This is a genomic window from Pseudomonas sp. Ps21-P2, assembly GCF_039672565.1.
Classification (GTDB): Bacteria; Pseudomonadota; Gammaproteobacteria; order Pseudomonadales; family Pseudomonadaceae; genus Aquipseudomonas.
Genome location: NZ_JBDFPL010000002.1, coordinates 443,007 through 468,409, shown reverse-complemented (window position 1 = coordinate 468,409; position 25,403 = coordinate 443,007). Strand labels below are relative to the sequence as shown.

Annotated in this window: 14 protein-coding genes; 7 read left to right on the top strand and 7 right to left on the bottom strand. The window is 60.7% G+C overall.

Translation table 11 applies throughout. The features are described 5' to 3' along the window. Window positions 1-35: 35 nt before the first annotated feature. On the bottom strand, window positions 36-1,778 hold the full coding sequence (locus ABEH28_RS05895) for a potassium/proton antiporter (protein ID WP_192171172.1): 1,743 nt from the start codon (window positions 1,776-1,778) through the stop codon (window positions 36-38). Window positions 1,779-2,042: 264 nt separating this feature from the next. Here ABEH28_RS05895 and ABEH28_RS05890 point away from each other — a divergent pair, with 264 nt between their 5' ends. Beyond that, a complete protein-coding gene (locus ABEH28_RS05890; protein WP_346629379.1) occupies window positions 2,043-4,634 on the top strand; it encodes a DUF6543 domain-containing protein in 2,592 nt (863 codons plus the stop codon). Between the two features lie 96 nt (window positions 4,635-4,730). After that, window positions 4,731-8,117, top strand: a complete 3,387-nt coding sequence (locus tag ABEH28_RS05885; RefSeq protein ID WP_346629378.1) for a DUF6543 domain-containing protein — start codon at window positions 4,731-4,733, stop codon at window positions 8,115-8,117. Between the two features lie 47 nt (window positions 8,118-8,164). On the opposite strand, the gene ABEH28_RS05880 is transcribed toward ABEH28_RS05885, so the two are convergent. Together ABEH28_RS05880 and putA are read right to left on the bottom strand one after the other, a co-directional pair. Next, complete coding sequence (locus ABEH28_RS05880; RefSeq protein WP_346629377.1) at window positions 8,165-9,967, bottom strand: acyl-CoA dehydrogenase; 1,803 nt, start codon at window positions 9,965-9,967, stop codon at window positions 8,165-8,167. A 225-nt stretch (window positions 9,968-10,192) separates the two neighbouring features. Next, window positions 10,193-14,146, bottom strand: a complete 3,954-nt coding sequence (putA, locus tag ABEH28_RS05875) for a trifunctional transcriptional regulator/proline dehydrogenase/L-glutamate gamma-semialdehyde dehydrogenase (RefSeq protein WP_346629376.1) — start codon at window positions 14,144-14,146, stop codon at window positions 10,193-10,195. 431 nt (window positions 14,147-14,577) lie between these two features. Here putA and putP point away from each other — a divergent pair, with 431 nt between their 5' ends. Next, window positions 14,578-16,062, top strand: coding sequence for a sodium/proline symporter PutP (gene putP / locus ABEH28_RS05870; RefSeq protein WP_192171167.1), 1,485 nt, complete (start codon window positions 14,578-14,580; stop codon window positions 16,060-16,062). Between the two features lie 57 nt (window positions 16,063-16,119). Here putP and ABEH28_RS05865 read toward each other — a convergent pair whose 3' ends face one another. Beyond that, window positions 16,120-16,791: a polysaccharide lyase family 7 protein gene (locus ABEH28_RS05865; RefSeq protein WP_192171166.1), complete on the bottom strand. Its 672-nt coding sequence runs from the start codon at window positions 16,789-16,791 to the stop codon at window positions 16,120-16,122. Window positions 16,792-17,092: 301 nt separating this feature from the next. Here ABEH28_RS05865 and ABEH28_RS05860 point away from each other — a divergent pair, with 301 nt between their 5' ends. The 3 genes from ABEH28_RS05860 to ABEH28_RS05850 are packed head-to-tail and all read left to right on the top strand — an operon-like array spanning window position 17,093 to window position 20,135. Continuing rightward, window positions 17,093-19,249, top strand: a complete 2,157-nt coding sequence (locus ABEH28_RS05860) for an EAL domain-containing protein (RefSeq protein ID WP_346629375.1) — start codon at window positions 17,093-17,095, stop codon at window positions 19,247-19,249. Between the two features lie 57 nt (window positions 19,250-19,306). Next, a complete protein-coding gene (locus ABEH28_RS05855; RefSeq protein ID WP_282368802.1) occupies window positions 19,307-19,807 on the top strand; it encodes a M48 family metallopeptidase in 501 nt (166 codons plus the stop codon). A gap of 31 nt (window positions 19,808-19,838) precedes the next feature. Beyond that, complete coding sequence (locus ABEH28_RS05850; protein WP_346629374.1) at window positions 19,839-20,135, top strand: winged helix-turn-helix domain-containing protein; 297 nt, start codon at window positions 19,839-19,841, stop codon at window positions 20,133-20,135. Window positions 20,136-20,214: 79 nt separating this feature from the next. Here ABEH28_RS05850 and ABEH28_RS05845 read toward each other — a convergent pair whose 3' ends face one another. Then, window positions 20,215-20,673: a GNAT family N-acetyltransferase gene (locus ABEH28_RS05845; protein ID WP_346629373.1), complete on the bottom strand. Its 459-nt coding sequence runs from the start codon at window positions 20,671-20,673 to the stop codon at window positions 20,215-20,217. Between the two features lie 205 nt (window positions 20,674-20,878). Here ABEH28_RS05845 and ABEH28_RS05840 point away from each other — a divergent pair, with 205 nt between their 5' ends. After that, window positions 20,879-21,616, top strand: a complete 738-nt coding sequence (locus ABEH28_RS05840; RefSeq protein WP_282368682.1) for a transporter substrate-binding domain-containing protein — start codon at window positions 20,879-20,881, stop codon at window positions 21,614-21,616. Here the strand turns inward: ABEH28_RS05840 and yccS are convergent. Further along, a complete protein-coding gene (gene yccS / locus ABEH28_RS05835; RefSeq protein WP_192171161.1) occupies window positions 21,597-23,804 on the bottom strand; it encodes a YccS family putative transporter in 2,208 nt (735 codons plus the stop codon). The two genes, ABEH28_RS05840 and yccS, sit on opposite strands and share 20 nt — an antisense overlap. A gap of 320 nt (window positions 23,805-24,124) precedes the next feature. Next, on the bottom strand, window positions 24,125-25,303 hold the full coding sequence (locus ABEH28_RS05830; RefSeq protein ID WP_346629372.1) for an NAD(P)/FAD-dependent oxidoreductase: 1,179 nt from the start codon (window positions 25,301-25,303) through the stop codon (window positions 24,125-24,127). Window positions 25,304-25,403: the final 100 nt, after the last annotated feature.

The following is a 25,403-nucleotide window of genomic DNA, read 5'->3' as shown; positions in this document are numbered from 1 at the left end:
GACACCGGGTCGAACAAGCAGAAATGGGGGGCAGTTTAAAGGAACAGCGCGGGCCCCGGGCTGCTTCCTTCGGGGAATCTGACGCCCACTTTGAGGATCTTGTTCCCGTCCATAACCGCGACGGTCCAAATAGTTCCATTCCATTCGATCTGGTCGCCCACGATTGGCGCACCGCGATTCTTCTGAATGATGAACTGACTCAGCGGCATGCCCGGATCCAGCCCGTCGAGTTTCAGACCGTAAAGTGCCGCGACAGCCCCCAGCTCAGCGTCTCCCTCGAGCACGAAGTCACCGAAGAAGCGCAGATCCAGCCCGCGCTGCGGCGCCTGGCTGAACAGCTTGCCGAGGGCGGGAAGGTCATGTTCGTGACCAATGACGCACAGCAGATCGCCGACTTCCAGCACCGTACTACCCGACGGGTGGAGCAGTTGCTGACCACGAAAAAGGGCTGCGATCCGCGTGCCTTCGGGCATTTTCAGCTCACGCAACGCGGCGCCGATGCACCACTTTTCGGCGCCAAGGCGATACACGAACAGCTCCCACTCGCTGGTGACATGCACTTCCAGCGCTGCGCGGGAAATCGGCGCCGGATCAGGCGGTACCGTCACTTTCAGCCATTTCGCCACCCACGGCAGGCTGGTGCCCTGAACCAACAGCGACACCAGCACGATGAAGAACGCGAGATTGAAATACAGCTGCGCATGGGGCAGACCGGCCATCAGCGGGAACACCGCCAGAATGATCGGTACCGCGCCGCGCAAGCCCACCCAGGCAATAAAGGCTTTTTCGCGGCCATGGAACACCCGGAAAGGCAGCAGGCCCGCCAGCACAGACAACGGCCGCGCCACCAGAATCATCCACAGCGCTAGGCCCAGGGCTGGCAGCGCGATCGGCAGCAAATCGTGTGGCGTGACCAGCAGGCCCAGCACCAGGAACATGCCGATCTGTGCCAGCCAGGCCATGCCGTCGAGCATGTGCAGGATGCCGTGGCGGCTGCGAATAGGCTTGTTGCCCAACACCAGTCCGCACAGATACACCGCGAGGAAGCCGCTGCCGTGAATGGCGTTGGTCAGTGCGAAGACCACCAGCCCGCCGGCGACCACCAGAATCGGGTACAGGCCGTTGGCCAGATTAATCCGGTTGACCAGCTGTAGCATGATCCAGCCGCCGCCCAGCCCGATGATCCCGCCGATGCCGAACTCCTGAACCAGATGGCCCAGCAGGCTCCAGTGCAGGCCGGTCTGTCCGCTGGACAGCATGTCGATCAGCGTGACCGTGAGAAACACCGCCATCGGGTCGTTGCTGCCGGATTCGATCTCGAGACTGGCGGTAACCCGTTCGTTCAGGCCCTTGCCGCCCAGCAGCGAGAAGACCGCAGCGGCGTCTGTGGAACCGACGATGGCGCCGATCAGCAGGCCTTGAATGATGTTCAGATCGAACAACCAGGCGGCGACCATGCCGGTCAGCCCCGTGGTGATCAGCACCCCGACTGTCGCCAGGGACAAGGCTGGCCAGAGTGCGACCCGGAAACTCGCCACCCGCGTGCGCAGGCCGCCGTCGAGGAGAATGACCGCCAGCGCCAGATTGCCGACCAGATAGGCCGTCGGGTAGTTATCGAAGATGATGCCGCCGCCATCGACGCCGGCCACCATGCCGACGGCGAGGATGATCACCAGAATGGGAATGCCAAGGCGGGAGGACAGCGAGCTGACCAGAATACTTGCACCCACCAGCAACGCGCCGATCAGGAACAGGCTGTTGATGGTCGTGGCATCCAAGGGCGGTACTCCAGAAAACGAATTCGAACAAACGAGGGCGCGACCTGACCATGCAGTCCGCGTGCCAAGGGATTTAACCTGTTGAATTGCTTGGCTGTCAAAGCGTAATTCCAGATGGGCAGGCTAATGGCCGTGCAACGGGCCTGTTACTCGCAGGCCGCTGATCACATCCGTTCCCGGATGACAGCAGCAATACATATTTATGCCAGCCCGCGCTGCCAACTCTGATCACCTCTGGCTCCTATTTCAGGAGAAGTGATCATCATGAACGTACAAGCCCACCCATTACCCGAATCGGATGAACGTCAGCTCAAACTGATAGCCAGCCGTTACGTCACCGACTATCCCGATCTCAATGCACTGGCGAGATCCGCTGCCCAGAGCATCATTTTCAGGCACACGGGTAAGCATCTGGACCCCGATCAGGTGTATTGGCATCGGTTCTCCAGCGCCAGCAGCAGTTCGCGCTCCTTTACCGGATGGAAGCACGCTGGCGCTACGATGGAATCCATGACGATGACCGAACTGGTGATTCGTCGTTTCAACGCAAGCGAGCAGCAAGCCCCCGACGAGCTTGCGGTGTATGGCGGTTTCTACACCGACGGTCCGCAGCATGGCTTTTATGACGAACGGAATGAAGTGCGCATGCTCCCGACAGAGGTGCTCAACGATTTCTGGGCCCTTGATTTCACTGCGGGCTACCGCCGCAGGATGGACAGGTTCTGGGCGCAGCACGGCGACAACTTCTGCGTGCTTGCCAAGGTTCGCTACCTGGCGTCTGCAGGAGAAGGCCTGAGCAGAAACCAGCTGTCAGCCACGGATTTCGAGATGCTGCGCAGCGTCCTGGCGACCGGGCCGGGGCCTGTAACCCTCGCGCAGTTGCGTGAGCCAATGCCTGTGACGTCAGCGGTGTCGGTGTTTCATCTGGAACTGGGCGCGTTCAAGGCTCGGGACATTCTGCGTATCGTCGATGAAAACGGACGTCAGATCCTGTATGTCTGCGGTGCGCAAACGCCGTTCTACTGCTTCGATACCCACCACCAAATGTACGAGTGGTTGAAGGCGCAGTTCCTGTCCATCAGAACTCGGGCGGTCTTTTGCGCCCGATTTCTGCATTCGGGGAGTGACTGGGAGACGCACCGCGCTGCATTCCAGCGCGATGTGGCTCGGCTGCTGAGCAATGATCACGACGACGCTGGAGCCAATCGCCTCCTCAATCGCGGAACAGAGCCGATCTCGGGTGATCCGTTCGTCTATCTGCGAGATGTCGCCCGTCATGACATGACCGCTGATGCCACCACCCTGCTGACCGATAACAGCGACCTTCGCAAGCAGATCTGGCTCGGCTACCTGAACGCCTTTCTGTCCGTGCTCGGCAATCTGGCGCCGCTGGGTTGGCCGCTGGCGTTGGCTGTGGTGGGCGCGAGCCTGATCAGCACGGGGTTGAATATCGATCAGGCGGTCAACGGTAAAAGCGCCCAACAACGCAGGCGAGGTATTTTGGGCGCCATCGCCAGCGCTATTTATCTGTTCTTGAACCTGCCGCTGCTGACGCGCATGGGGACTGATGTCAGGCCGTCCATGGCGGCACAAAGCCCGTTGGGGCTAGACGCAGGTGCCGATGCGATGCCGGCTCTCCTGGCGACCGATCCGTTGTCGGGCATGAGCGACAACGTCGTCCTCGAATCGCTGGCGCCCGTGTTGGAGGAAGGGCCCTACCAAGGGTCATACCGGCTGAGCAGTGGCGAAGCATGGGCGGTCATCGAAGGGCGAGCGCATCGTTTGAACTTCGATCAAAGCCTGGACAGCTGGGTCATCATCGATCCCCAGAACCCGTTTGCGTTCCATGGCAGATGCCCGGTCCGCTTCAGTGTGCAAGGCGGCTGGGAACGGCTTCCGATCCCGGGCTTGTCTGGCGGTGCACCCATGGACGCCGGCGCCGTGACGATCAGTCCGCCGCCCACGACGGCCATTGCCAATGTGCAATCGGCGTTCTGGGACCGCTTCATGCAGCTCAACCTTTTCGATGAGCAGCTTTATTCGGAGGCGGCGCTGGCCCGGCAAAAGGCAGTGGTCGAGGTGTTCTGCATGGAGCCCGAAGAAGTTATCGCCACCGATTCCGAGGGTGAAGACGTGCATTTTGATGAGTGGGGGGCCAAGCATCGCGTGTTCAAGACCGCAGACGGTGAATATGTCGGTGCTTCCATCAAGCATTACACCCATGAGGACGAGGCGTATAACCGGTTCTTGCGAACCGGCGTGGCGACCTATTCCGATCAAGTGGCGCTGGTGCAAAGGCTTGCCGAGGACGTCACCACGCTGGGGTACAACAATGACGTCGCGCTGTATCGAGGCGGCAGCGGGGCGCGTGGTACGTCGGGCGCCTTCTTCCGTACCGGCGACGTCAGCGTGGGCGATGTGCTGGTCAACACCGATATCACCTCATTCAGCGAAAACCCCTATCAGGCGCGCACCTTTGCCAGCAGTCAGGGCGGCGCCCATGCCAGTGCCACGAGTGCGCCGATCCGCTTTGACGACACCAGCGTGGTGTTCGTACTGCCGGAAAAACAGTACTTGAGCGCAACCCCGATCGCACCGTTCTCTGCGAGTCCGGAAGAGGCCGAGGCTATTTTTTTACCCGGCCACTACTTTCAGATCGACAGCATCGAACACGTCATCGGGACGTTCTACCGGTTCATAAAAGTCCAGCTGCGTGAAGTCACCGGGCCAGTCACGGGCCGAAAATTGCTCGACATGCGGACCGCTGAGCCTTTCAGTCGCCAGGGTTATGTGACGCGATTGGGAAGTGCCGGGCGGGTGCTGGTCGATCGTTTCTTTCCGATTCAACAACCCTGAACAGCCTGCACATTTCGTAAGCAATAATTATCTATGGCGGCCCTGCGTGCCTGTCGGTGGACTCTACGGACTCACTCACTGACAGGATGTCGGGTTATGAAAGACAGAAAGGATACGACCGCTCTGGAGCGCAGGGCTGACGAGCTTCGGCGCAGTCGCGACATGTCGCGAGTCTCGGGCTGGCGTGACCAGAGAGGCGAGGACTGGGAAGACAGTGGCTGGAATGAGCCACGTGTGCCGCGCGACGAAAACGGGTGGCCCATCGAGCCGGCGCCCGGGGACGAAGTCGACGCTGACGCCATGCTGCTGAGAGACTGGCTCGATCAGCAGCACGTCATCTACGAGTCGCCGCGTGAGTATGCACGCACCCAAGCGCAAGCCTATCTGTTCCAGCATGTGTTCGAAGAGACGGATCCGGACGAACTGCTGATGACCACGCTGTACATCAATCAATGGGAGAAGGAACCGGGCCGGGCAAAGGTTGCTTATTCCATGACCCTGACCGAGGCCTTCATGCGGGACTGGCAGCAAAACGGCAACGGACAGTTCTTCAATCATCTCGGGCACTTGAGTCCTTACAAGGAAGGCGGACATCCGGCGCGCGTCGTTGAGGGACGCCTGGACCTCGGACCGTGCCGGGCTTATGAGGCGATTTATCGCAAGACCAGCCCCCAGCGCTATGACCGATCGACCCATATGGCGATCGATCCACAGGACTTCAAACGATATGTGTGGGACTTCGATTTGCAGTCCCACTATCAGGACTCGCTCAAGCGCTTCTGGCATCGCCATGGTGATGACTACAACCTGTTGATCAAAGCTGCGCTGTTGAAATCCGCTTTCGTACAGCATCAGGAGGGTTCCCTGAGCGCTGAGGATAAAGAGCTGGTCTTGCGAGCGCTTGGCCTGACGCCGGATCAGACCTGGGACGAATTGACGTTCAGAGCATTCGCCGACGCGCCTTTGCCCCATGACGTGACGATTCGGGAATTGATTCTGTATCGGTACGTCGCCACTGACATCATCGTCATCAGAGACGAACACACCGACAGGCTGGTGATGTACATCCCTGGCAACTCGTCGCCCCTTCACGCCTTCCAGCATCTTTCCGAATTACGAAGCTGGATTGCGCTGCAGTGCCAGGGGCCACGTCGAAGGAAGGCCCTTGAAGGGCATTTCAAGGTGGAAGACGTCGCCGACGGTTTCACCTACACCGGACTTCACCAGACCCTGGCAGGACTCGCAGCGTTTCCGCACAAACTTGATGTGAAAACGGGGCATTGGGACCCGGCGAAGATCATCCATCTCGGCGATGCCCTTTCGCCCTGGCCTTTTTCCCACTTCAAAAACAACGTGCAGAGCCGACTTGAATCCGACGGCAATCAACTCATCCGTAGCCAGGCGGATTACAACAAAGAGATATCGGCTGAGGTGTTGTACTGGGCCGTAACAGTGACCGGTGTTGTCGCGATGGCGGTGCCGGCGCTCTGGATTCCACTGGCCGCAATGTCCGTGGCGCTGGTCGGGCTTGGCATCGATGAGGTCATTGAAGGCAGGACCCTTGAAGAGCGGCAAGACGGCGTGGACCGCATTGTGTTCGGCGTTCTGAATGCGGCACCCGCTGTCATCGGCGGAGCAGCGGCTTCGAGCAGGCTGGCGGCGGCTGCCACCCGTGTGGCGGAAGAGACGGCCTCTGATGCTGTGGATGAAATCGGGCAAATGATTGCTGATCGAAGTCCCGAGGAAAAGGCGGTGGCTGTTCAGCAGCAACAACGAGCGCAGGCTGAAAGTATTGAAGAGGAACTGTCGCAGGCGAGCGAGTCGGCGAGTGATCGCCAGGCACGGCTGAGTCAGGAAGAGCAGGATCGCATCGAGCTCAAAGCCCATCGCATCAATACGTACGACCGCATCAAAGCGTTTGGCGTGGAGCCGGAGGGTTTGCGTTTGCTGCAGCCGGCCCTGAGAGCGTCGCTGGCCCGCTTCGAATACGGGGCCGCGCTGGGTGACATCCCTGGCGCCTGGCAAGTGGACGACCTTGGAGCCGTCTATAAAGTCGAGCATCCCGCCCCCGGGGAGACAGCTTACTTCGCCCGTGTGCACGCGAAGGTGTATCCAGTGGAGCCCGTCGAGAAGGTCGGGCAGTACCGCATCTTCTCGGCGGAGGATCCGCAGGTGAAGGGGCCCTACGTTAAACCCGCGAGTGGTTTCTATTCCGACGTTGACCTGCGTCCCGGCCTGCGCGGCGGCGCCAGTTTCATTGAGGAATCGCCCCAGACGGCACTGCCGGGCGAACGGGGTGAAATCACACTCACGCGCGCCCAGCCACCCGTGACGGTCGAGATCCCCATGGACGGCATCGAAATGAGGTGGGTAGAGAACGAGGAAGGAAAGCAGGTACTTCGATATTTCGCCAACAACGTTCCTGAGGGGACCAAGGTCGCTTACAACGCTGAGGTAGCCTGCTGGGAATCGAGTAACGAACGGTTTCTCTGGCTGGACAATAAGGGCCGCTGGCGCACAGGGACCGAGACGGATTATCTGAGGGTCAGGGATAACTTGAGGGCAGGGGTGGGTGACGTGTTTTACACCTTCCGGCGCCTGCCGGGTGTTCCTGCCAATGCAGAGCCGGTCGAGCAGATGGTGCACCAGGTCTGGCTGGGCCGGCGGTTGCCGAGTGAATCGCTCATCGAAAACATCAAATCCAACATGCGAATCAGTCCCGAGCTTAAGTTCACGATGCATGTGGATATTGACGACACGGCAGAGGTAGAGGGTCTGTCCCCTCAAGCGCAGTTGCAGGGGGCGTTCGCTGAATTTCCCAATATGACCATTTCCAGGCTGCAGGATGAGCCCTTCTTCGAGGGCTTCATGAACGACCCGCACACCTCGACAGCGTTTTCCTGCTTTCGCCGAGGAGAATTGGAAAACTTTGCCGCAGCCTCGGATATCTTGAGGTATCGATTGATCAGGGAGTACGGCGGCATCTACATGGACTGCGACGACGTCATCGGTCGCTCATTCTCGGGAGCCGAGCTGCTGGCGGGACCCCATGACGTGCTGGTGGGCGGCACACTGGAAAGCCCGACGTTGTCGTTCAAAGGCCCCGGTAACAGTCATTTCGCGAGCCGCCCCGGCAATCCCGTGTTCAGGGAAATGGAGCGGGAAATTCATACCCGGTTCACCAGACAATACGCCGCCCTTGAAGCGTTGACGTCTTCCCGACATCAATCCAAGGCGGCGATGACCGCCTACATGACGCAGATCTCGGAAGTCACGGGGCCCAGGTTGTTTCTGGATGTACTCAAGGAAACCCGGCCGGATTATGCCGACCTGCTCGACGACGGGTTCAAAATGGATACCAATGTCTACGCGTCCGAATACTACAAACGCTTGAATCGGGTAAAAGAGTTTTATCGCCCGTTTGCTTCACGGTTCAGAATCTTTCCGGGCGCCGAAAACTCTTGGAAGGCACCAGGGGCTTGAATCAACGCTTAGCGCGAGCGAGTCGCTGCGGCTGTCATGTGGCGGACTTAAAACCAGCCCGCCTGCATCGACAGACAAGCGTCATCCCGGCGCTCAAGAATCGCCAGCTCATGATGGCAACCCGGTACTTCCCACGTCAGGAAGTACCGGGCGGCCTGCAACTTGCCCTTGTAGAAGTCAGTGTCGGCTTCGTTGTTCTTCTCCAACCCCTCCTGCGCACGAATCGCCTGTTCCAGCCAGCGCCAGCCAATCACCGCGTGCCCGAACGCTTTCATGTACAGCGCCGAGTTGGCCAGCGTCGCGTTGACCTTGCCCTGGCTCAGATCGGTCAGTAGGCCGAGGGTCACCGCTTGCAGGCGAGCGACCAGTTGCTCCAGCGGTTGGCGCAATAACGTCAGCGATTCATGGGCCTGGGCCCGCTCGCAGGTGTCGGCGATCAGACGAATCAGTTGCTTGAGCCCGGCGCCTCCGTTTTGCGCCAGTTTCCGTCCCAGCAGATCCAGGGACTGAATGCCGTGGGTGCCTTCATGAATCGGGTTCAGGCGGTTGTCGCGGTAGTACTGCTCCACCGGGTACTCACGGGTGTAGCCATGGCCGCCGAGAATCTGGATCGCCAGTTCGTTGGCCTTTAGGCAGAACTCCGAAGGCCAGGATTTGACGATGGGCGTCAGCAGGTCAAGCAGCTCGTGGGCGTGTTTGCGCACGTCCTCGCTGTCGCCCGTCTGCGTGTCGTCGAACAGCCGAGCGGCGTAAAGGCCCAGGTCGAACGAACCCTCGACGTAGGCTTTTTGCGTCAGCAGCATGCGTTTCACGTCGGCGTGCTGAATGATGGACACCGGCGCCCCGTCCGGTGACTTGCTGTCAGGCAGTCGGCCTTGCGGACGTTCGCGGGCGTATTCCAGCGAGTACAGGTAACCGGCATAACCCAGCATCACCGCGCCCATGCCGACGCCGATGCGTGCCTCGTTCATCATCTGAAACATGCAGCTCAGGCCCTGATGCGGCTTACCCACGAGATAGCCGACGCAGTTGCCGTTGTCCCCGAAGTTCAGCGCCGTGGAGGTGGTGCCGCGCCAGCCCATCTTGTGAAACAGCCCGGCCAGAATGACGTCGTTGCGCTCACCGAGACTGCCGTCGTCGTTAACCAGAAACTTCGGGACGATGAACAGGGAAATGCCTTTCACCCCCGCGGGTGCGTCGGGCAGTTTGGCGAGGACCAGATGGATGATGTTTTCGGACAGTGGGTGATCGCCGCCCGAGATAAAAATCTTGTTGCCGCGCAGGCGATAGCTGCCGTCTTCCGCAGGCTCGGCGCGTGTGCGGATGTCCGACAGCGACGATCCAGCGTGGGGTTCGGTCAGGGCCATGGTGCCGAAAAAGCGGCCCTCGATCATCGGTTGCAGAAAGCGCCGCTTTTGCTCGTCGGTGCCGAAGTTTTCAATGAGATTCGCCGCGCCCATGGTCAGGAAGGGGTACGACGCCGTCGCGGCATTGGCGGACTGGAAATGGGCAAAGCAGGCCTGAGACAGCAGGGTCGGCAGTTGCATGCCACCGGCGTCGAAGTCCCGGGCGGCGTTCAGAAACCCAGCCTCGAGAAAGGCGTCCACGGCGGGTTTCACTTCCGGAATCAGCACCGCTGCGCCGTTCTCGTAGCGCGGCTCGTTCTCGTCGTTTTTGCGGTTGTGGGGCGCGAAGTATTTCTCCGCGATGTTGCGCGCCGTGCTGATCGCTGCATCGAAGGTTTCCCGGCTGTGCTCGGCAAAACGCTCGCGCCGAGTCAGCGCTTCTGCGTCCAGCACTTCATACAGCTCGAAAGCCAGATTGCGGGAACTGAGCAGCGTCTCGAACATAGCGGCGTACCTTTCTTGGGAATGCCGTCGAGTCTAGGGGCGAGGAGAAGGGGTGAACAGGATGATTGATGCGGGTGATGGGGCGCTCAAACGGCCACCAAACGGCAAGAATGCATCGGCGCCATCGCAAAACGGATGGCGCCCGCACTGGCTTCTTCCCGGCTGAAGCCGATTCCACTGAATAGCGCGTGCACTGAGTGGGACCGGCTTTGGCCGCGAAGGCCTCTAGCCGATGGTCATGAGGCTCGCATTACCGCCCGCTGCCGCGGTGTTGACGCTCAGTGCACGCTCAATCACCAGACGCTCCAGCGCAATGTTGGTTTCGCCTTTGGAAAGCCCGTGAACGCCGATGATCGCGCCGCTGCGTTGAGCGACCTGTTCGCAGATGGCGCGCAGTTGATCGGAATCGCCATGGTGCAATACCGCGTCAATGGCGACCGCGTCCTTGTTCCAGTCGGCAACCAGCTTGATGCGCGACTGCACATCCTTCGGCAGACGATTGCGCAGCGACTTGGCCGGTTCAACGTCCGGCACGATTGCCATACTGCCCACCGCCATCACTGCGGCCAGTTGCGCCAGCAGATCCGTCTCATCTTCGGCCAGACACAGCACGTGCTCACGCGGCAGGATGCTGTAGCTGTTGCGCTCGCCGGTCGGGCCCATGAGCGTGCGGGTCACGCCGCTTTGGGATTGCTCGGCGAACTGGCTGCATAACACCTCCAGATCGCTGAGTTGTTGGCTGCTTGCCCAAGCCTTGAGTGCATGCAGCGGCTTGAGCATCGCCTCCTGCATGCGGATGTCCGGCGCCTGTTGCGCATCGCGGGCGGCGAAGGATTTCTGCACGGCATCGGCGGGACGCGTCGACAGCAAACGGTAGAGATACAGCGGGCCACCGGCTTTCGGGCCGGTGCCTGACAAACCTTCGCCACCAAACGGTTGCACACCCACTACGGCGCCGACGATGTTGCGGTTGACGTACATGTTCCCGGCGTTGACGTTGTCGATCACCTTGGCGATGGTCTCGTCGATGCGCGTGTGTACGCCCAATGTCAGGCCATAACCGGAGGCGTTGATCTGCGCGATCAGTTGATCCAGCTCACGACGCTTGTAGCGCACGACGTGCAGGACCGGGCCGAAGATTTCCCGTTGCAGTTCGTCGAAGCTGTCCAGCTCAATCAGCGTCGGCATCACGTAGGTGCCGCGCTTGATCTCGTCGCTGTCGGCAATGGCGACTTGATACACATTACGGCCTTTGTCGCGCATGGCCTGAATGTGTTTCTCGATGCCGGCCTTGGCTTCCTGATCGATCACCGGGCCGATGTCCACCGACAGGCGCTCCGGGTTGCCGAGGCGGCTTTCGGCCATTGCGCCTTTAAGCATCTCGATGACGCGGTCCGCTGAATCTTCCTGCAAGCACAGCACACGCAGTGCGGAGCAGCGTTGGCCGGCGCTGTCGAACGCCGAGGACACCACGTCGATGACCACTTGTTCGGTCAGCGCCGAGGAGTCGACGATCATCGCGTTCTGGCCACCGGTTTCGGCAATCAGGGGAATCGGCCGGCCCTGAGCATCGAGACGGCCGGCGACGTTGCGTTGCAGCAAGCGAGCGACTTCAGTGGAGCCGGTGAACATGACACCCTTGACGCGATCATCGCCGACCAGCCGTGCGCCGACGGTTTCACCGCGGCCCGGCAGCAGTTGCACCACGCCTTCGGGTATACCGGCTTCGAGCAAAATGCGGACGGCCTGCGCGGCGATCAGCGGTGTCTGTTCGGCGGGTTTGGCGAGGACCGGGTTACCGGCCGCCAGGGCTGCCGCCACCTGACCGCTGAAAATCGCCAGCGGGAAGTTCCACGGGCTGATGCACACCACAGGGCCCAACGGGCGGTGAGCGTCGTTGCTGAAATCGTTGCGTGCCTGCACCGCGTAGTAGCGCAGGAAATCCACAGCCTCGCGCACTTCGGCGATGGCGTTGGCGAACGTCTTGCCGGCTTCGCGAGCCAGCAAGCCCATCAGCGGTTGTATTTCGGCTTCCATCAGGTCCGCGGCGCGCTCAAGGATTGCGGCACGTTCGGCCGGCGGCGTCGCCTGCCAGATCGGTCCGGCGCTGAGTGCGCTGAGCAGGGCGTTATCGACGTCTTCCAGGCTGGCTTCCTGTACGTGGCCAACGACGTCACGCAAATCGGACGGGTTCAGGACCGGCGTTTCAGTGCCAGCGCTGACCGGGCTGCCCAGCATCGGGCCCGCCTTCCAGTCGTTGTGCGCCGTGGCGAGCAGGGCAGAAGACAGCGATGCCAAACGATGTTCGTTGGCCATGTCGATGCCGGCGGAGTTGGCGCGATCGCTGCCGTACAGGTCGCGCGGCAGCGGAATGCGTGGATGCGGCAGGCCGAACCCGCCTTCCTGGGTGGCCATGCGCTCGATGCTGGACACGGGATCGGCAACCAGTTCCTGAATGGATATCGACTGGTCAGCAATGCGGTTGACGAAGGAGGTGTTGGCGCCATTTTCCAGCAGTCGACGCACCAGATACGCCAGCAGCGTTTCATGGGTGCCGACCGGTGCGTACACGCGGCACGGTCGGTTCAGCTTGCCATCGGCGACTTTGCCGACGACCTGTTCATACAAGGGTTCGCCCATGCCGTGCAGGCACTGGAACTCGTACTGACCGGGGTAATAGTTCTGACCGGCGATGTGGTAGATGGCCGACAGCGTATGGGCGTTGTGGGTCGCGAACTGCGGGTAGATGACTTCCGGCACCGAGAGCAGTTTGCGGGCGCAGGCGATGTAGGAAACGTCGGTGTAAACCTTGCGCGTGTAGACCGGGTAGCCTTCCAGGCCCTCGACTTGGGCGCGCTTGATTTCACTGTCCCAGTACGCGCCTTTCACCAGACGGATCATCAGGCGATGGCGGCTGCGGCGGGCCAGGTCGATGACGTAGTCGATCACATAAGGGCAGCGCTTCTGATACGCCTGGATCACGAAACCGATGCCGTTCCAGCCGGTCAGTTGCGGTTCGAAGCACAGGCGTTCAAGCAGGTCCAGCGACAGCTCCAGGCGATCGGCTTCTTCGGCGTCGATGTTCAGGCCGATGTCGTATTGCTTGGCCAGCAAGGTCAGCGACAGCAGGCGTGGGTACAACTCATCCATCACGCGCTCGTACTGCGCCCGGCTGTAACGCGGGTGCAGCGCGGACAATTTGATGGAGATGCCAGGGCCTTCATAGATGCCGCGACCGTGGGAGGCTTTGCCGATCGAGTGGATGGCCTGCTCGTAGGACGCCAGGTATTTCTGCGCGTCGTGCTCGGTCAGGGCCGCTTCGCCGAGCATGTCGTAGGAGTAACGGAAGCCTTTAGCCTCGAACTTGCTGGCGTTGGCCAGAGCTTCGGCGATGGTCTCGCCGGTGACGAACTGCTCGCCCATCAGGCGCATGGCCATGTCGACGCCCTTGCGGATCATCGGCTCGCCGGACTTGCCGATGATGCGGCTCAGCGAGGAGGTCAGGCCCGCCTCGTTGTGGGTGCTGACCAGTTTGCCGGTCAGTAACAGGCCCCAGGTGGCGGCGTTGACGAACAGCGACGGGCTGTTGCCGAGATGCGGGTGCCAGTTGCCGGTGCTGATCTTGTCGCGGATCAATGCGTCGCGGGTGCCTTTGTCAGGAATGCGCAGCAGGGCTTCGGCCAGGCACATCAGCGCCACGCCTTCCTGCGATGACAGCGAGAATTCCTGCAGCAGGCCCTGGACGATACCGGCGCGGCCACCGGCGCTCTTCTGGTTGCGCAGCTTTTCAGCGATCGACGCCGCCAGCTTGTGGGTTGCATCGGCCATTGGCGCAGGCAGGCGCGCCTGCTCGATGAGCATCGGCACCACTTCAGGCTCGGGACGGCGGTAGGCGGAGGTGATGGCGGCGCGCAAAACAGACTGGGGAAGGATGCTTTCGGCGAATTCGAGGAACGCCTGATGGGCGTTGTCGGCGGGCAGATCACCCTGATCATCGGCGTCTTTGCCACCCTGACCACTGAGTTCATTCAGGGTCGCACCGCCCTCGAGCTTCTCCAGATAATTGAAGATCGCCTGCTTGATCAGCCAGTGGGGCGTCCGGTCGATGGACTGCGCCGCCGCTTTCAATCGCTCGCGGGTGGGGTCGTCGAGTTTGACACCGAGGGTGGTGGTGGCCATTTCTTATCCTCATGACAGCCACGGTCATGTGGCTTAGCTGCGGCAAGATTAGCCGCGGGATCGAAAGGGTGCAACCGGGTGCAACCGCTTTTTTCAAAGTGTTTCCAAAGTGCCCTGTATTGAGTCGAGCTGGCCTGGCCTCGCCCGGTTCGGGTGCCTGCTTGGCCAAGGCTCTAGCTGGCTGTTGCCCTGCAAATACGGGGTATATGGCACTTTGATCTAAATTGTAAAAAAGCCATGGAGTGGCGTTTTTCGGGTTGCACCTGCGTCAGAGTGTCCTCTAGGATGCGCCGCTTTGGTGCATTCAAGCGGTGTGCAGCGGCGAGGTTCTCGCCAGCCCGCAACACACGCGAGCGGCCAATCGCGAACCTGATGCCTCAGGAGGACTTCGCTCTGCTCGCGCCTATAAAAACAACGCCGGAACCTAACCGATGAGTGTCAGCAACCCTACCTTGATCACTTTCGTGATCTACATCGCCGCGATGGTCCTCATAGGACTCATGGCCTACCGCTCCACCAATAATCTCTCGGACTATATCCTCGGCGGGCGCAGCCTCGGCAGTGTGGTCACGGCCCTTTCGGCCGGTGCATCGGACATGAGCGGCTGGTTGCTCATGGGGCTGCCGGGCGCGATCTACATGTCCGGTCTCTCGGAAGGCTGGATCGCCATCGGGCTGATCGTCGGCGCCTACCTGAACTGGCTGTTCGTTGCCGGTCGCCTGCGGGTACAGACCGAGCACAACGGCGATGCGCTGACCCTGCCGGATTACTTCTCCAGCCGCTTTGAAGACAACAGCGGTCTGCTGCGGGTGATTTCCGCCATCGTGATTCTGGTGTTCTTCACGATCTACTGCGCTTCCGGCATCGTCGCTGGCGCGCGGCTGTTCGAGAGCACCTTCGGCATGTCCTACGAAACCGCGTTGTGGGCAGGCGCTGCGGCGACGATTGCCTACACCTTCGTCGGCGGCTTCCTGGCAGTCAGCTGGACAGACACCGTACAAGCGACCCTGATGATCTTCGCGCTGATCCTTACGCCCATCATCGTGCTGCTGGCGACCGGTGGCATCGACACCACGTTCATGGCCATCGAAGCCCAGGACCCGAGCAACTTCGACATGCTCAAGAACACCACCTTCATCGGCGTCATTTCGCTGATGGGCTGGGGCCTGGGCTACTTCGGTCAGCCGCACATCCTGGCGCGCTTCATGGCCGCTGACTCGGTCAGGTCGATCGCCAAGGCCCGTCGCATTTCCATGACCTGGATGATCCTCTGCCTGGGCGGCACCGTCGCGGTGGGCTTCTTCGGCATCGCCTACTTTTCGGCGCACCCTGAGGTGGCCGGTCCGGTGACTGAAAACCACGAGCGCGTCTTCATCGAGCTGGCCAAGATCCTGTTCAATCCGTGGATTGCTGGCGTTCTGCTTTCGGCCATTCTGGCGGCGGTGATGAGCACGCTGAGCTGCCAGTTGCTGGTCTGTTCGAGTGCGCTGACCGAAGACTTCTACAAAGCGTTTTTGCGCAAAAGCGCGTCCCAGGTTGAGCTGGTGTGGGTCGGCCGGGCCATGGTGCTGTTGGTGGCGCTGATTGCGATCGCCCTGGCGGCGAACCCGGAAAACCGCGTGCTGGGTCTGGTCAGCTATGCCTGGGCAGGCTTTGGCGCCGCGTTCGGGCCGGTGGTGCTGATCTCGGTGATCTGGAAGGGCATGACCCGCAACGGCGCACTGGCGGGGATTCTGGTCGGCGCGATCACGGTCGTGGTGTGGAAGCATTTCGAACTGCTGGGCCTGTACGAGATCATCCCCGGCTTCATCTTCGCCAGCATCGCCATCGTGCTGTTCAGCGTAATCGGCAAAGGCCCTACGCCGGGCATGCTGACGCGCTTTGAAGCAGCGGAAAAAGAATACAGGGCGGCATAAGGGCTGCCTGCTCAAGAGCCCGAGCGACACAAGCGCTCGGGCTCCCTTGCGAGCGCATCAGCTCTTGTTGTGGTCGGCGTCCAGGTTGAAGAACATGGTCTTGCCGCCTTCGCTGGTGTAGCCCGTGTTGTCCTGGGTGTAGACCCCGGCCTTGAAGTACAGCTGCTGTTTGCTCCAGGTGGCGCTGATCCGGTCGTTCCAGGCCATGCCGTGGGCGGTCACGCTGAGCAACCCGGCTTTATTGAGGTGGATGACGTAATTGAACGTCTCGTTCAGGCTCACGTTTTCCGCCACCGTGATCACGCGCGCTTTTTTGTCGGTGGGGTGGTAGCGGACCTTGGCGACGATGTTGCCCATGTGCGTCGCTTCCAGGTACTGATATTCGAGCTTCAACAGCGGCTGCGTGCTGTCGTAGACGTGGATCTGACCGATGACGACCCTGCCTGAAGATGGCACCTGGAGAACCTTGAGCTTGGCATTCAGATAATTGTCGGCGTCCTGGTAGTACCAGTTGTGCAGCGTGCCGTTGGACCAGGTCTCGCGTAATTCGGTGCGCGGATAGATCGCGTTGGCGGTCTTGCTTCCGGTAACCGGAGCCCAGAATGTGATGTTCGATGAGCCGGACTTGAAGTATTTGCCGTCGTAACCTTGAAGCAGTTGTTGTGTCTCGATGGTGGCGGGGGGCGAGCCCACTGGAATGCTCAGATTCCACGTTCCCAAATCAATCATGTCTAGTCGTCCGATATGTCTCATTGCCAGCAAAGTTGCGGGCGAAAGGGGGTTGGGGGCGGCTTTTTATACGGTTCCACGGCGCATTTGTTAACGCGAATCTGTCGGATGGTTGACGTCAAAGTGCCGCTATCTTTGCTGCAGCTCAGGGTGTTCCTGACATTGAGCGCCGTTACCGTTAGTCGGTTGGATGGCACTTTTCGAATCGCACTGCTATGGCTGCCTTCTTTTTTCTCCAATCGAAGCTAGAGTAATGGCCAATCAGTCCATCAGCGGGGCCATTCCCCGGGCAGTAAAGTGAATGATAAGTAGCAGCATGGAATGCGCGCAGTCCCTGCCACCCAGTGGCAAATCAGTATTGTTGGTTGTTGACGATTACCCGGAAAATCTGGTGACCATGTGCGCGGTACTGCAGCGCCAGGACCGGGAAATCATCACCGCCGCCTCAGGCATGGAAGCGTTGGGTATTTTGCTGGACCGAGATGTCGATCTGGTGCTGCTGGATGTGCAGATGCCGGACATGGATGGCTTCGAAGTTGCCCGCCTCATGCGCGGCAGTCTGCGAACGCGATTGACGCCGATCATCTTCCTCACCGCCAACGAACAATCCCGCGACTCGGTGCACAAGGGTTACGCCAGCGGCGCAGTCGATTACCTGTTCAAACCCTTCGATCCCAATATTCTCAGGCCCAAGGTTCAGGCGCTTCTGGAGCAGCAGCACAATCGGCGTGCCCTGCAGAAGCTGAGCCGCGAGCTGGAATCGGCGCGGGCGTTCAACGCCTCGGTGCTGGCCAACGTGGCCGAAGGCATCCTTGTCGTCACCGAAGACGGCGTCATCAGTTTCGCCAATCCGGCGATCTGCCGGTTGCTGGGCATGACCGACGGCGAGCTGCGCGGCACCGGGTTGTGCACCTACCTGCACGAGCCCAGCGTTGGCGAATGGGCAGATTCCGGCTTTTATCATCACTATCGCCGTGCCGATACCTATCGCGTCCATGACGCCGTGCTGCGAACGCCCGAGGGGCGTCAGGTCCCGGTCGCATTGTCCTGCGCGCCGCTGCCCGCCGAGCAGCGCGCGATGGTGCTGAGCGTGCTCGACATGTCAGTGGTGCGTGACCTCTATCGTCAGCTCGAACATCAGGCCGTGACGGACTCCCTCACCGGGCTGCTCAACCGCCGCGGCTTTTATCAGACCGTCGAAGGGATGCTGTTGCGCAACGAGCATGCGGGCAAATACCTGGTCGTGTTGTACCTGGACCTCGACGGCTTCAAGGATGTGAATGATTCGCTGGGTCATGACGCCGGCGATCAGGTGTTGCAGTGGGTCGGCGCGCAACTGAAAGACTGCCTGCGTCCTTACGATGTGCTTGCGCGCATGGGCGGCGACGAGTTCGTGGTGGTCATCGACGGACTCGACTTCCCCGAACACGCTGCGAAGGTGGCCGAAAAGCTGATCGAGAGGGTGTCTGCCCGGCGCATGATTGACGGGGTCGAAGCCACACTCGGCGCGAGTATCGGCATCGCGGTCTACCCGGACTGCGGCACCAATCTGGATGGCCTGCTGCGCGCGGCGGACATTGCGATGTACGAAGCCAAGCGCGCAGGGCGTCAGCAATACCGCTTCTTCGATCAGTACATGAATGGCCGCGCACGCTCCCGTCTGATGCTGGAAGAGAGCGTGCGCACGGCGATCGATGGCAAAGACTTTTCCATGGTCTATCAGCCGCAGGTCAACGTGGTCACCGGCAAGACGCGGGGTTTTGAAGCGCTGCTGCGCTGGCATCATCCTGACGCGGGCGATGTGCCGTCAGGCGTGTTCATTCCGCTGCTGGAGGAGACGCGTCTGATCAACAAGCTCGGTGGCTGGATTTTCGAGCAGGGTGCGGCGCAGCGCCAACGCTGGAGCGACGTCTTCCCGGACGATCTGGTCATGAGCGTCAGCGTGAGCCCTGCGCAATTCAGCCTGCCGAATCTGGCGGCCGAGTTGCAGCGCGCGATGCAGATACACGGCCTGAAACCCCGGCAACTGGAAGTCGAGATCACCGAGCCGTCGCTGGTCCACAACCTGGTTCACAGCCGCAAGCAACTGCAGGATCTGCATGACATAGGCGTGCGTGTGTCGCTGGACGATTTCGGCGCAGGCGACAGCTCCCTTGCCCATCTGCGCAACCTCGATCTGGACACCTTGAAGCTAGACCGGCACTTCATTGGCGGCATGCTGGGATCGTCCCGGGATCTGGCCGTCGCGCGCAGCATCATTGACCTGTGTCGCATGCTCGATATCGAGGTGATTGCCGAAGGCGTCGAAACCTACGAGCAGTATCAGTGGCTGGTCGACAACGGTTGTCAGATCATTCAGGGCTTCCTGATTGCTCATCCGATGCCGCCATTGGAGGCAGAGCGTTTTGTCGAGCCGGTCGATCTGCCGGTCGCGTTACAGCTGCTCGGGCAGGACTGACGCGGTAGACTCGCGTTTTTCCCGCGACCCGATCCGACCATGACTGTCACTACCCCCATGCCGCTCAAATACCTGCAGGCTTATCCCGAGGGCCTGCAGGATCAGGTTCGGCAGCTGATCTCGCAGGACCGGCTGACGGAGTATCTGCAGCAGCGCTACCCGGATCGTCACGAAATCCAGAGCGACAAGGCGCTGTACGCCTATGCGCTGGCGCTCAAGCAGGAATACCTGCGCAACGCGCCGAACATCGACAAAGTGCTGTTCGATAACCGCCTGGACCTGACCCACCGCGCGCTGGGCCTGCACACCACCGTGTCGCGGGTGCAGGGCGGCAAGCTTAAATCCAAGAAGGAAATCCGCGTGGCTGCGCTGTTCAAGGAGGCCGCGCCGCAGTTTCTGAAGATGATCGTGGTCCACGAACTGGCGCACTTCAAGGAGTCGGACCACAACAAGGCGTTCTATCAGTTGTGCGAACACATGCAACCGGGCTATCACCAGCTGGAATTCGACCTGCGCATCTACCTGACCTGGCGGGACATGCAGACGGCCGTGCGCTGATCAGCCGCTAGCGCTTTTCAAGGAAGTTTTAATGGACGTCAGCAAGACCAAGAGCAGTTTCTACCGCCGCCTGTATGTGGCGTATCTGATCGACAGCGGCATCGCCAGCAGCGTACCGGCACTGACCGACGTCACCGGCATGCCCCGTCGCACGGCCCAGGACACCATCGCGGCGCTGGCTGATCTGGACATCGTCTGCGAATTCGAACAACTGGATGGCGGCCGCAATCATGCCGGCGGTTACCGGATTCATGACTGGGGCGCAATTGACCGCCGCTGGATCGAGGACAATCTGCAGGCCATCAAGACGGTGCTCGGGTATCCGTGACGTCGTGTCGGGGGCGTTGATTCTAGAGCTTCCCGGCTAAAGCCGGTCCTGCGAGGGACATCGGGGTCCCCGCGCCGGATCAGTCCAGATCGCGACGCATGCTGATGTGCGGGATGCCGTCCTCGACGTACACCTCGCCCACCGGATTAAAGCCGTAGCGGCTGTAATAACCCTGCAAATGCGCCTGGGCCGAGAGAAATATCGGCTGGTCCGGCCACTGAAGTTCGGCGTGTTTCAGCGCCTGAACCATCAATTCATGACCCGTGCCCTTGTTGCGCATCGATGGTGCAGTCACCACGCGGCCAATGGTCACGTCACCGTTCTGCTGAATCGGGTCCAGCAGGCGCAGGTAGGCGACCAACTGATCATCCTGCCAAGCCATGAGATGGCAGGTATCGCCCAGCAAATCCTGGCCATCGACGTCCAGATACCAGCATTTCTGCTCCACCACGAACACCTGCGCCCTCAGTTGCAGAATGGCGTACAGCTGCTCTTTTCCAAGGTCGGTATGGTGTTTGCAAATCCAGTTGATAGACATGACGCCGGCCTGCGAGAAGAAGTGGATGCCGGATACTAAACGCATATCGGCGCAAGCCCAAATTCGCGGCGAGCAGGGCTCGACACTGATTCAATCAACGGCGCGTCATTTTGTTGAACTGCAGCACAAACATCGCAGTGTTATGAGTTGTGCAATGCGCAAAATGCGTCTTCACTGAAGGCCAGTTGCCACAAGGAAGCTGAGCATGTCGCGTTTGCTGTGCGCCGCAGGGCTGTTGGGAATGATGCTGATAGCCCAAGGCGCGGTCGCGCAGACATTGCGTCTCGCTGGCGATGCGTGGGCGCCTTATGCCGACGTGTCATTGCTGCACGACGGGCTTTCCACTGATCTGATTCGCACGGCCCTGGGCCGCGCCGGTTATGACACCGAATACGAGCAGGTCCCCTGGGCGCGGGCGATTCACGGGCTGAGCGAAGGGCGGTATGACATCGTCATCAACGCCTGGTACAGCGAAGACCGCACGCGCATTGGGGTTTTCTCTGCGCCATACCTGATTAACCGCCTGCTTTTTCTGAAACGCAAAGACGCCGCCATCGACTTTCAGAGCCTGTCGCAGCTGCACGGCTATTCCATTGCCGTCGTGCGCGGCTACGCCTATTCGCCCGAATTCGACGCCGATGCCGAGCTGAAGAAGGTGCCGGTTGCGAATTTCTCGACCTCTGTCAGGATGCTCGCGGCGCGCAGGGTCGACTTGACGGTGGAAGACGAGTACGCGGCGCGCTTTGCCCTCAATCGCGAGCCGGCTGACGTACAGGCCAGCGTTGAATTTCTGCCCAAGTCACTGAGCGAAAACAGTCTGCACATGCTGGTCAGCATCAAACGGGCGGATCATCAGCAGATCGTTCTGGATTTCGACAAGGCCATCGCCGACATGAAAGCCGACGGCACGTACGACAAGCTCATCAAGCTGCACGGTCTGTGAGGTCGGGTTCTTTGACGGGATCTTTGATCAAGTGCGCTGCGAGGGTGCGCAACGGCCCCAACTGACGGCAGATCAGCGCGAGTTGGGTTTGCACCAGCCGTTGGCCTTCGTCGATTTCTTCCGGCATCTGTTCCAGGCTCGTCGCCAGCGCCTCCTCAGCGTCGCTTTGCACCGCCACCGGCTCACGCATCGCCAGGCTCTGGGCGATTTCATCGATGCTCGCGGCAAGGCTGGCCCCGGCGCCCTCGATCAGCTGCTCGCGCACTTCGGGCGGCAGCGGTGCGTCCCGATGGGCCCCCAGGCCCGACAGATAACTGAGCAGCGTGTGCGACAGCACCAGGAAGCGGAAACCCACGTCGGCCTCTTTGCGGAAATGCCCGGGCTCCATGAGCATGTTGGCCAGCGTGGTGGACAGTGCCGCGTCGGCGTTATGGGCGTTGCGTCGGGCCAGTCGATAGGCCAGATCGTCGCTCTTGCCGTTCGCGTACTGCTGCATGATCTGGCGCAGGTAAATGCTGTTGCACGACAGCGTGTTGGCCAGCACCTTGTTCAGCCGGCGACCTTGCCAGTCCGGCAGGAACAGGAACACCGCCAGGCCGGCGATCAGGCTGCCCAGCAGCGTGTCCAGCAGGCGCGGCAGGAACACGCCGTAACCGTCGCCGACCTGATTGAAGCAGAACAGGATCATCACCGTGATTGCCGCCGTCGACAGCGTGTAGCGCGTGGTGCGGTTGACGAAGAACACCACGCCGGCCAGCACCGCGCACATCGATTGCAGGACCGGCGTGGTGATCAGGTCGAACAGAATCCAGCCCGCCGTCAGGCCAATGGCGGTGCCGATGATGCGCTGCCCGAGCTTGCGCCGCGTGGCGCCGTAGCTTGGCTGGCAGACAAACACCGTGGTGAGGATGATCCAGTACCCTTGGGACGGGTGGATCAGGTGAACCATGATGTAGCCGATGACCAGCGCCAATGGCAGGCGCAGGGCGTGACGGAACAACAGCGAGGTCGGCGTCAGTTGCAGGCGCAAGCGCGTCCAGACGTCCTTGAGGTTGCGCGGCGAGCGGTCCAGCAGACTGCTGTCGGTGGCGTCCGCCAGGGCGTCGGGGTTGCTCGCATCGCTGAGCAGCCGGTCAAGGGTGCCAAGGTTATTGGCCAGCGCCCGCAGCGAACGCAGCAGCCCGCGCCACGCCGGATTGCTCTGAATGCGCAGGTGTTCGAGGGAGGCGCGCAGGTCATTCAGTGCGTGGGCGAAGCTGTCGTCATAGATGAACGGCTGGCGCAGCTGGATCGACGCCGACAAGTCACGGCAGGCGCGACCTTGCTGGCGCAGCAGGCGCTGGCAGCGAAACAGCACGTCACTGTGGAAGAACGCTTCGGCCAGGGAGTTGTAGGGATAGTGCGACGAACTGGCACGTTCGTGGATGTCCTGGGCCAGAAAGTACAGCTTCAGGTAGCGGCTGACCTTCGAGCCGGGGCGGCCACTGCCCACACGGTTGAGGATGATTTCCTTGGTCACGTTGAGCGCACCGACGACCTTGCCGTTCTGTTTGGCAAGCTCCAGGCGCTTGGCTTCGATATCAAGGGTGCGAATCGGCTCGAACAGCTCTGATTTGAGCTTCAGGTACAGGCCCAGCTCACGAAACAGTCGGGCCAGGGCCTGCTGCACCGGCTGATTGGAAAACAGCATCTGCCACAGCACCGACAGCAGGCCGTACCACGCCGCACCTGCGACCAGCAGCATGGGTTCATGCCAGAAATCGGTGACTTCGCCGCCGCGCTGATCGACACCGATCATGGTGTAGACCGAGAGAATCAACGTCGCGTAGGCAATGGCGCCGTAGCGCTCGCCCAGCGCACCGAGCATCGTCAGGCAGAACGCCGCGAAAGCAAAGGCGCAGATGAACACCACGGGGTAGGGGAACAGCAGCTCCACGGACAGCGCCGCGATGCTGAAGCACACCAGCGTCACGGCCAGCGCATTGAGCCGGCCCTGCCAGCTGTCATCGGTTTCCGACAAGGCGCTGGCGATAATCCCGAGGAACAGCGGGATCAACTGAGACATCTCGTTCTGGTACCAGCACAGCGCCATGCTGCCGGTCAGCGCGATGAAAACCCGCACGCTGTAGGAAAACTTGTCCAGCGCCCAGAGACGGCGGAATGTATTGCGCAACGATGTCGATGCCATGAACGCTGACGGCCTTGTTCGCGATTGATTTTGCTGAGGGATATGTACAGCGCCGGATGCGCGCTGTACATCCGGTTAGCAAAATTTATTCCGGGGCGGATGCCAATACTTCGAGACGCACCTTGACCCCAAGGGTGCCTCTCTCATTTGCGACACGCACTTGTAGGAGCAATCGGATGTGACGACGGTCGCGAAGGCGCAAGGTCAGGCACTGAATGTGTATTGCCTGACCCGGCCTCTTCGCGACCGTCGTAAATTCCGATTGCTCCTACAGAGATCGCGTGCGTCTGTGACGTTGTAGGCTTGCTCGCAACGACTGCTCAGACGAACTGCGCCGCCGCATACGCCGAGGCCCAGGCCCACTGGAAGTTGAAGCCGCCCAGATGCCCGCTGACATCCAGCACCTCACCGACAAAATACAGCCCCGGTGATTTCAGGGATTCCATGGTCTTCGACGACACCTCGCGGGTGTCGATGCCGCCCAGTGTCACTTCCGCGGTGCGATACCCTTCGGTGCCCGCCGGTACCACTTGCCAGGTCGACAATTTAGCTGCGATGTCGGCCAGTTCAGCGTGGGTGTACTGCTTCATCGGCTTGGACACAAACCATTGCTCGGCAATCAGGTTGGCCATTTTCTTGGTGAAAATCTCGCCGAGCAGCGTCTTCAGTTCGCTGTTCGGGCGTTCGGCCTGTTGCTCGGTCAGCCAGTTGTGGGCGTCGTGGTCGGGCATCAGATTGATTTCGACCGTGTCGCCCGGCTGCCAGAAGGACGAGATCTGCAGAATCGCCGGCCCGCTCAAGCCACGGTGGGTGAACAGGATGTTCTCGCGAAAGCTGACGTCGTTGCAGCTCACCAGGCAATCGACCGACGTGCCGGTCAGCTCGGTGCACAGCTCTTTCAATTGATCGGTGATGGTGAACGGCACCAGGCCCGCCCGGGTAGGCAATAGCGTGTGGCCGAACTGCTTGCCGACCTGATAACCGAAACCGGTGGCGCCCAGCGTCGGAATCGACAGCCCGCCTGTGGCGATCACCAGCGACTCGCAACGGAGCTCGCCCAGGGTGGTTTTCAGCAGGTAACCGCTTTCGGTTTTCTCGATGCTCTGCACTGAAGTGTCCATATGCAGGCTCACGCCGGCGGTGTGGCATTCGGCGAGCAGCAGATCGAGGATGTCGCTGGACTTGTTGTCGCAGAACAGTTGGCCGAGTTTCTTTTCGTGGTACGGTACGCCGTGCTTGCCCACCAGTTCGATGAAATCCCACTGGGTGTAGCGGGCCAGCGCCGATTTGCAGAAATGCGGATTCTGCGAGAGGAAGTTGGCTGGCTCGGTGTACAGGTTGGTGAAGTTGCAGCGACCGCCGCCCGACATGAGGATTTTCTTGCCCGGCTTGTTGGCGTGATCGATCAACATGACCTTGCGCCCGCGCTGGGCCGCCGTGAATGCACACATCAAACCTGCGGCGCCGGCGCCGATGATCACAACGTCAGTAACGGGCAAAGCGGTGTCCTCGGAATATCGGGAAGAAGATCGTGGAATCTTTCAGCGATCAATGTTGATTCTGCTGACGCTTTCGCGAGCAAGGTGGAGCGCCACCCCG

Excerpts from the sequence above, each read along its gene's own strand:
- ABEH28_RS05890 (WP_346629379.1), top strand. The coding sequence starts at position 2,043 with ATGAACGTACAAGCCCACCCATTACCCGAATCGGATGAACGTCAGCTC.
- ABEH28_RS05885 (WP_346629378.1), top strand. The coding sequence starts at position 4,731 with ATGAAAGACAGAAAGGATACGACCGCTCTGGAGCGCAGGGCTGACGAG.
- ABEH28_RS05880 (WP_346629377.1), bottom strand. The coding sequence starts at position 9,967 with ATGTTCGAGACGCTGCTCAGTTCCCGCAATCTGGCTTTCGAGCTGTAT.
- putA (WP_346629376.1), bottom strand. The coding sequence starts at position 14,146 with ATGGCCACCACCACCCTCGGTGTCAAACTCGACGACCCCACCCGCGAG.
- putP (WP_192171167.1), top strand. The coding sequence starts at position 14,578 with ATGAGTGTCAGCAACCCTACCTTGATCACTTTCGTGATCTACATCGCC.
- ABEH28_RS05865 (WP_192171166.1), bottom strand. The coding sequence starts at position 16,791 with ATGATTGATTTGGGAACGTGGAATCTGAGCATTCCAGTGGGCTCGCCC.
- ABEH28_RS05860 (WP_346629375.1), top strand. The coding sequence starts at position 17,093 with ATGATAAGTAGCAGCATGGAATGCGCGCAGTCCCTGCCACCCAGTGGC.
- ABEH28_RS05855 (WP_282368802.1), top strand. The coding sequence starts at position 19,307 with ATGCCGCTCAAATACCTGCAGGCTTATCCCGAGGGCCTGCAGGATCAG.
- ABEH28_RS05850 (WP_346629374.1), top strand. The coding sequence starts at position 19,839 with ATGGACGTCAGCAAGACCAAGAGCAGTTTCTACCGCCGCCTGTATGTG.
- ABEH28_RS05845 (WP_346629373.1), bottom strand. The coding sequence starts at position 20,673 with ATGTCTATCAACTGGATTTGCAAACACCATACCGACCTTGGAAAAGAG.
- ABEH28_RS05840 (WP_282368682.1), top strand. The coding sequence starts at position 20,879 with ATGTCGCGTTTGCTGTGCGCCGCAGGGCTGTTGGGAATGATGCTGATA.
- yccS (WP_192171161.1), bottom strand. The coding sequence starts at position 23,804 with ATGGCATCGACATCGTTGCGCAATACATTCCGCCGTCTCTGGGCGCTG.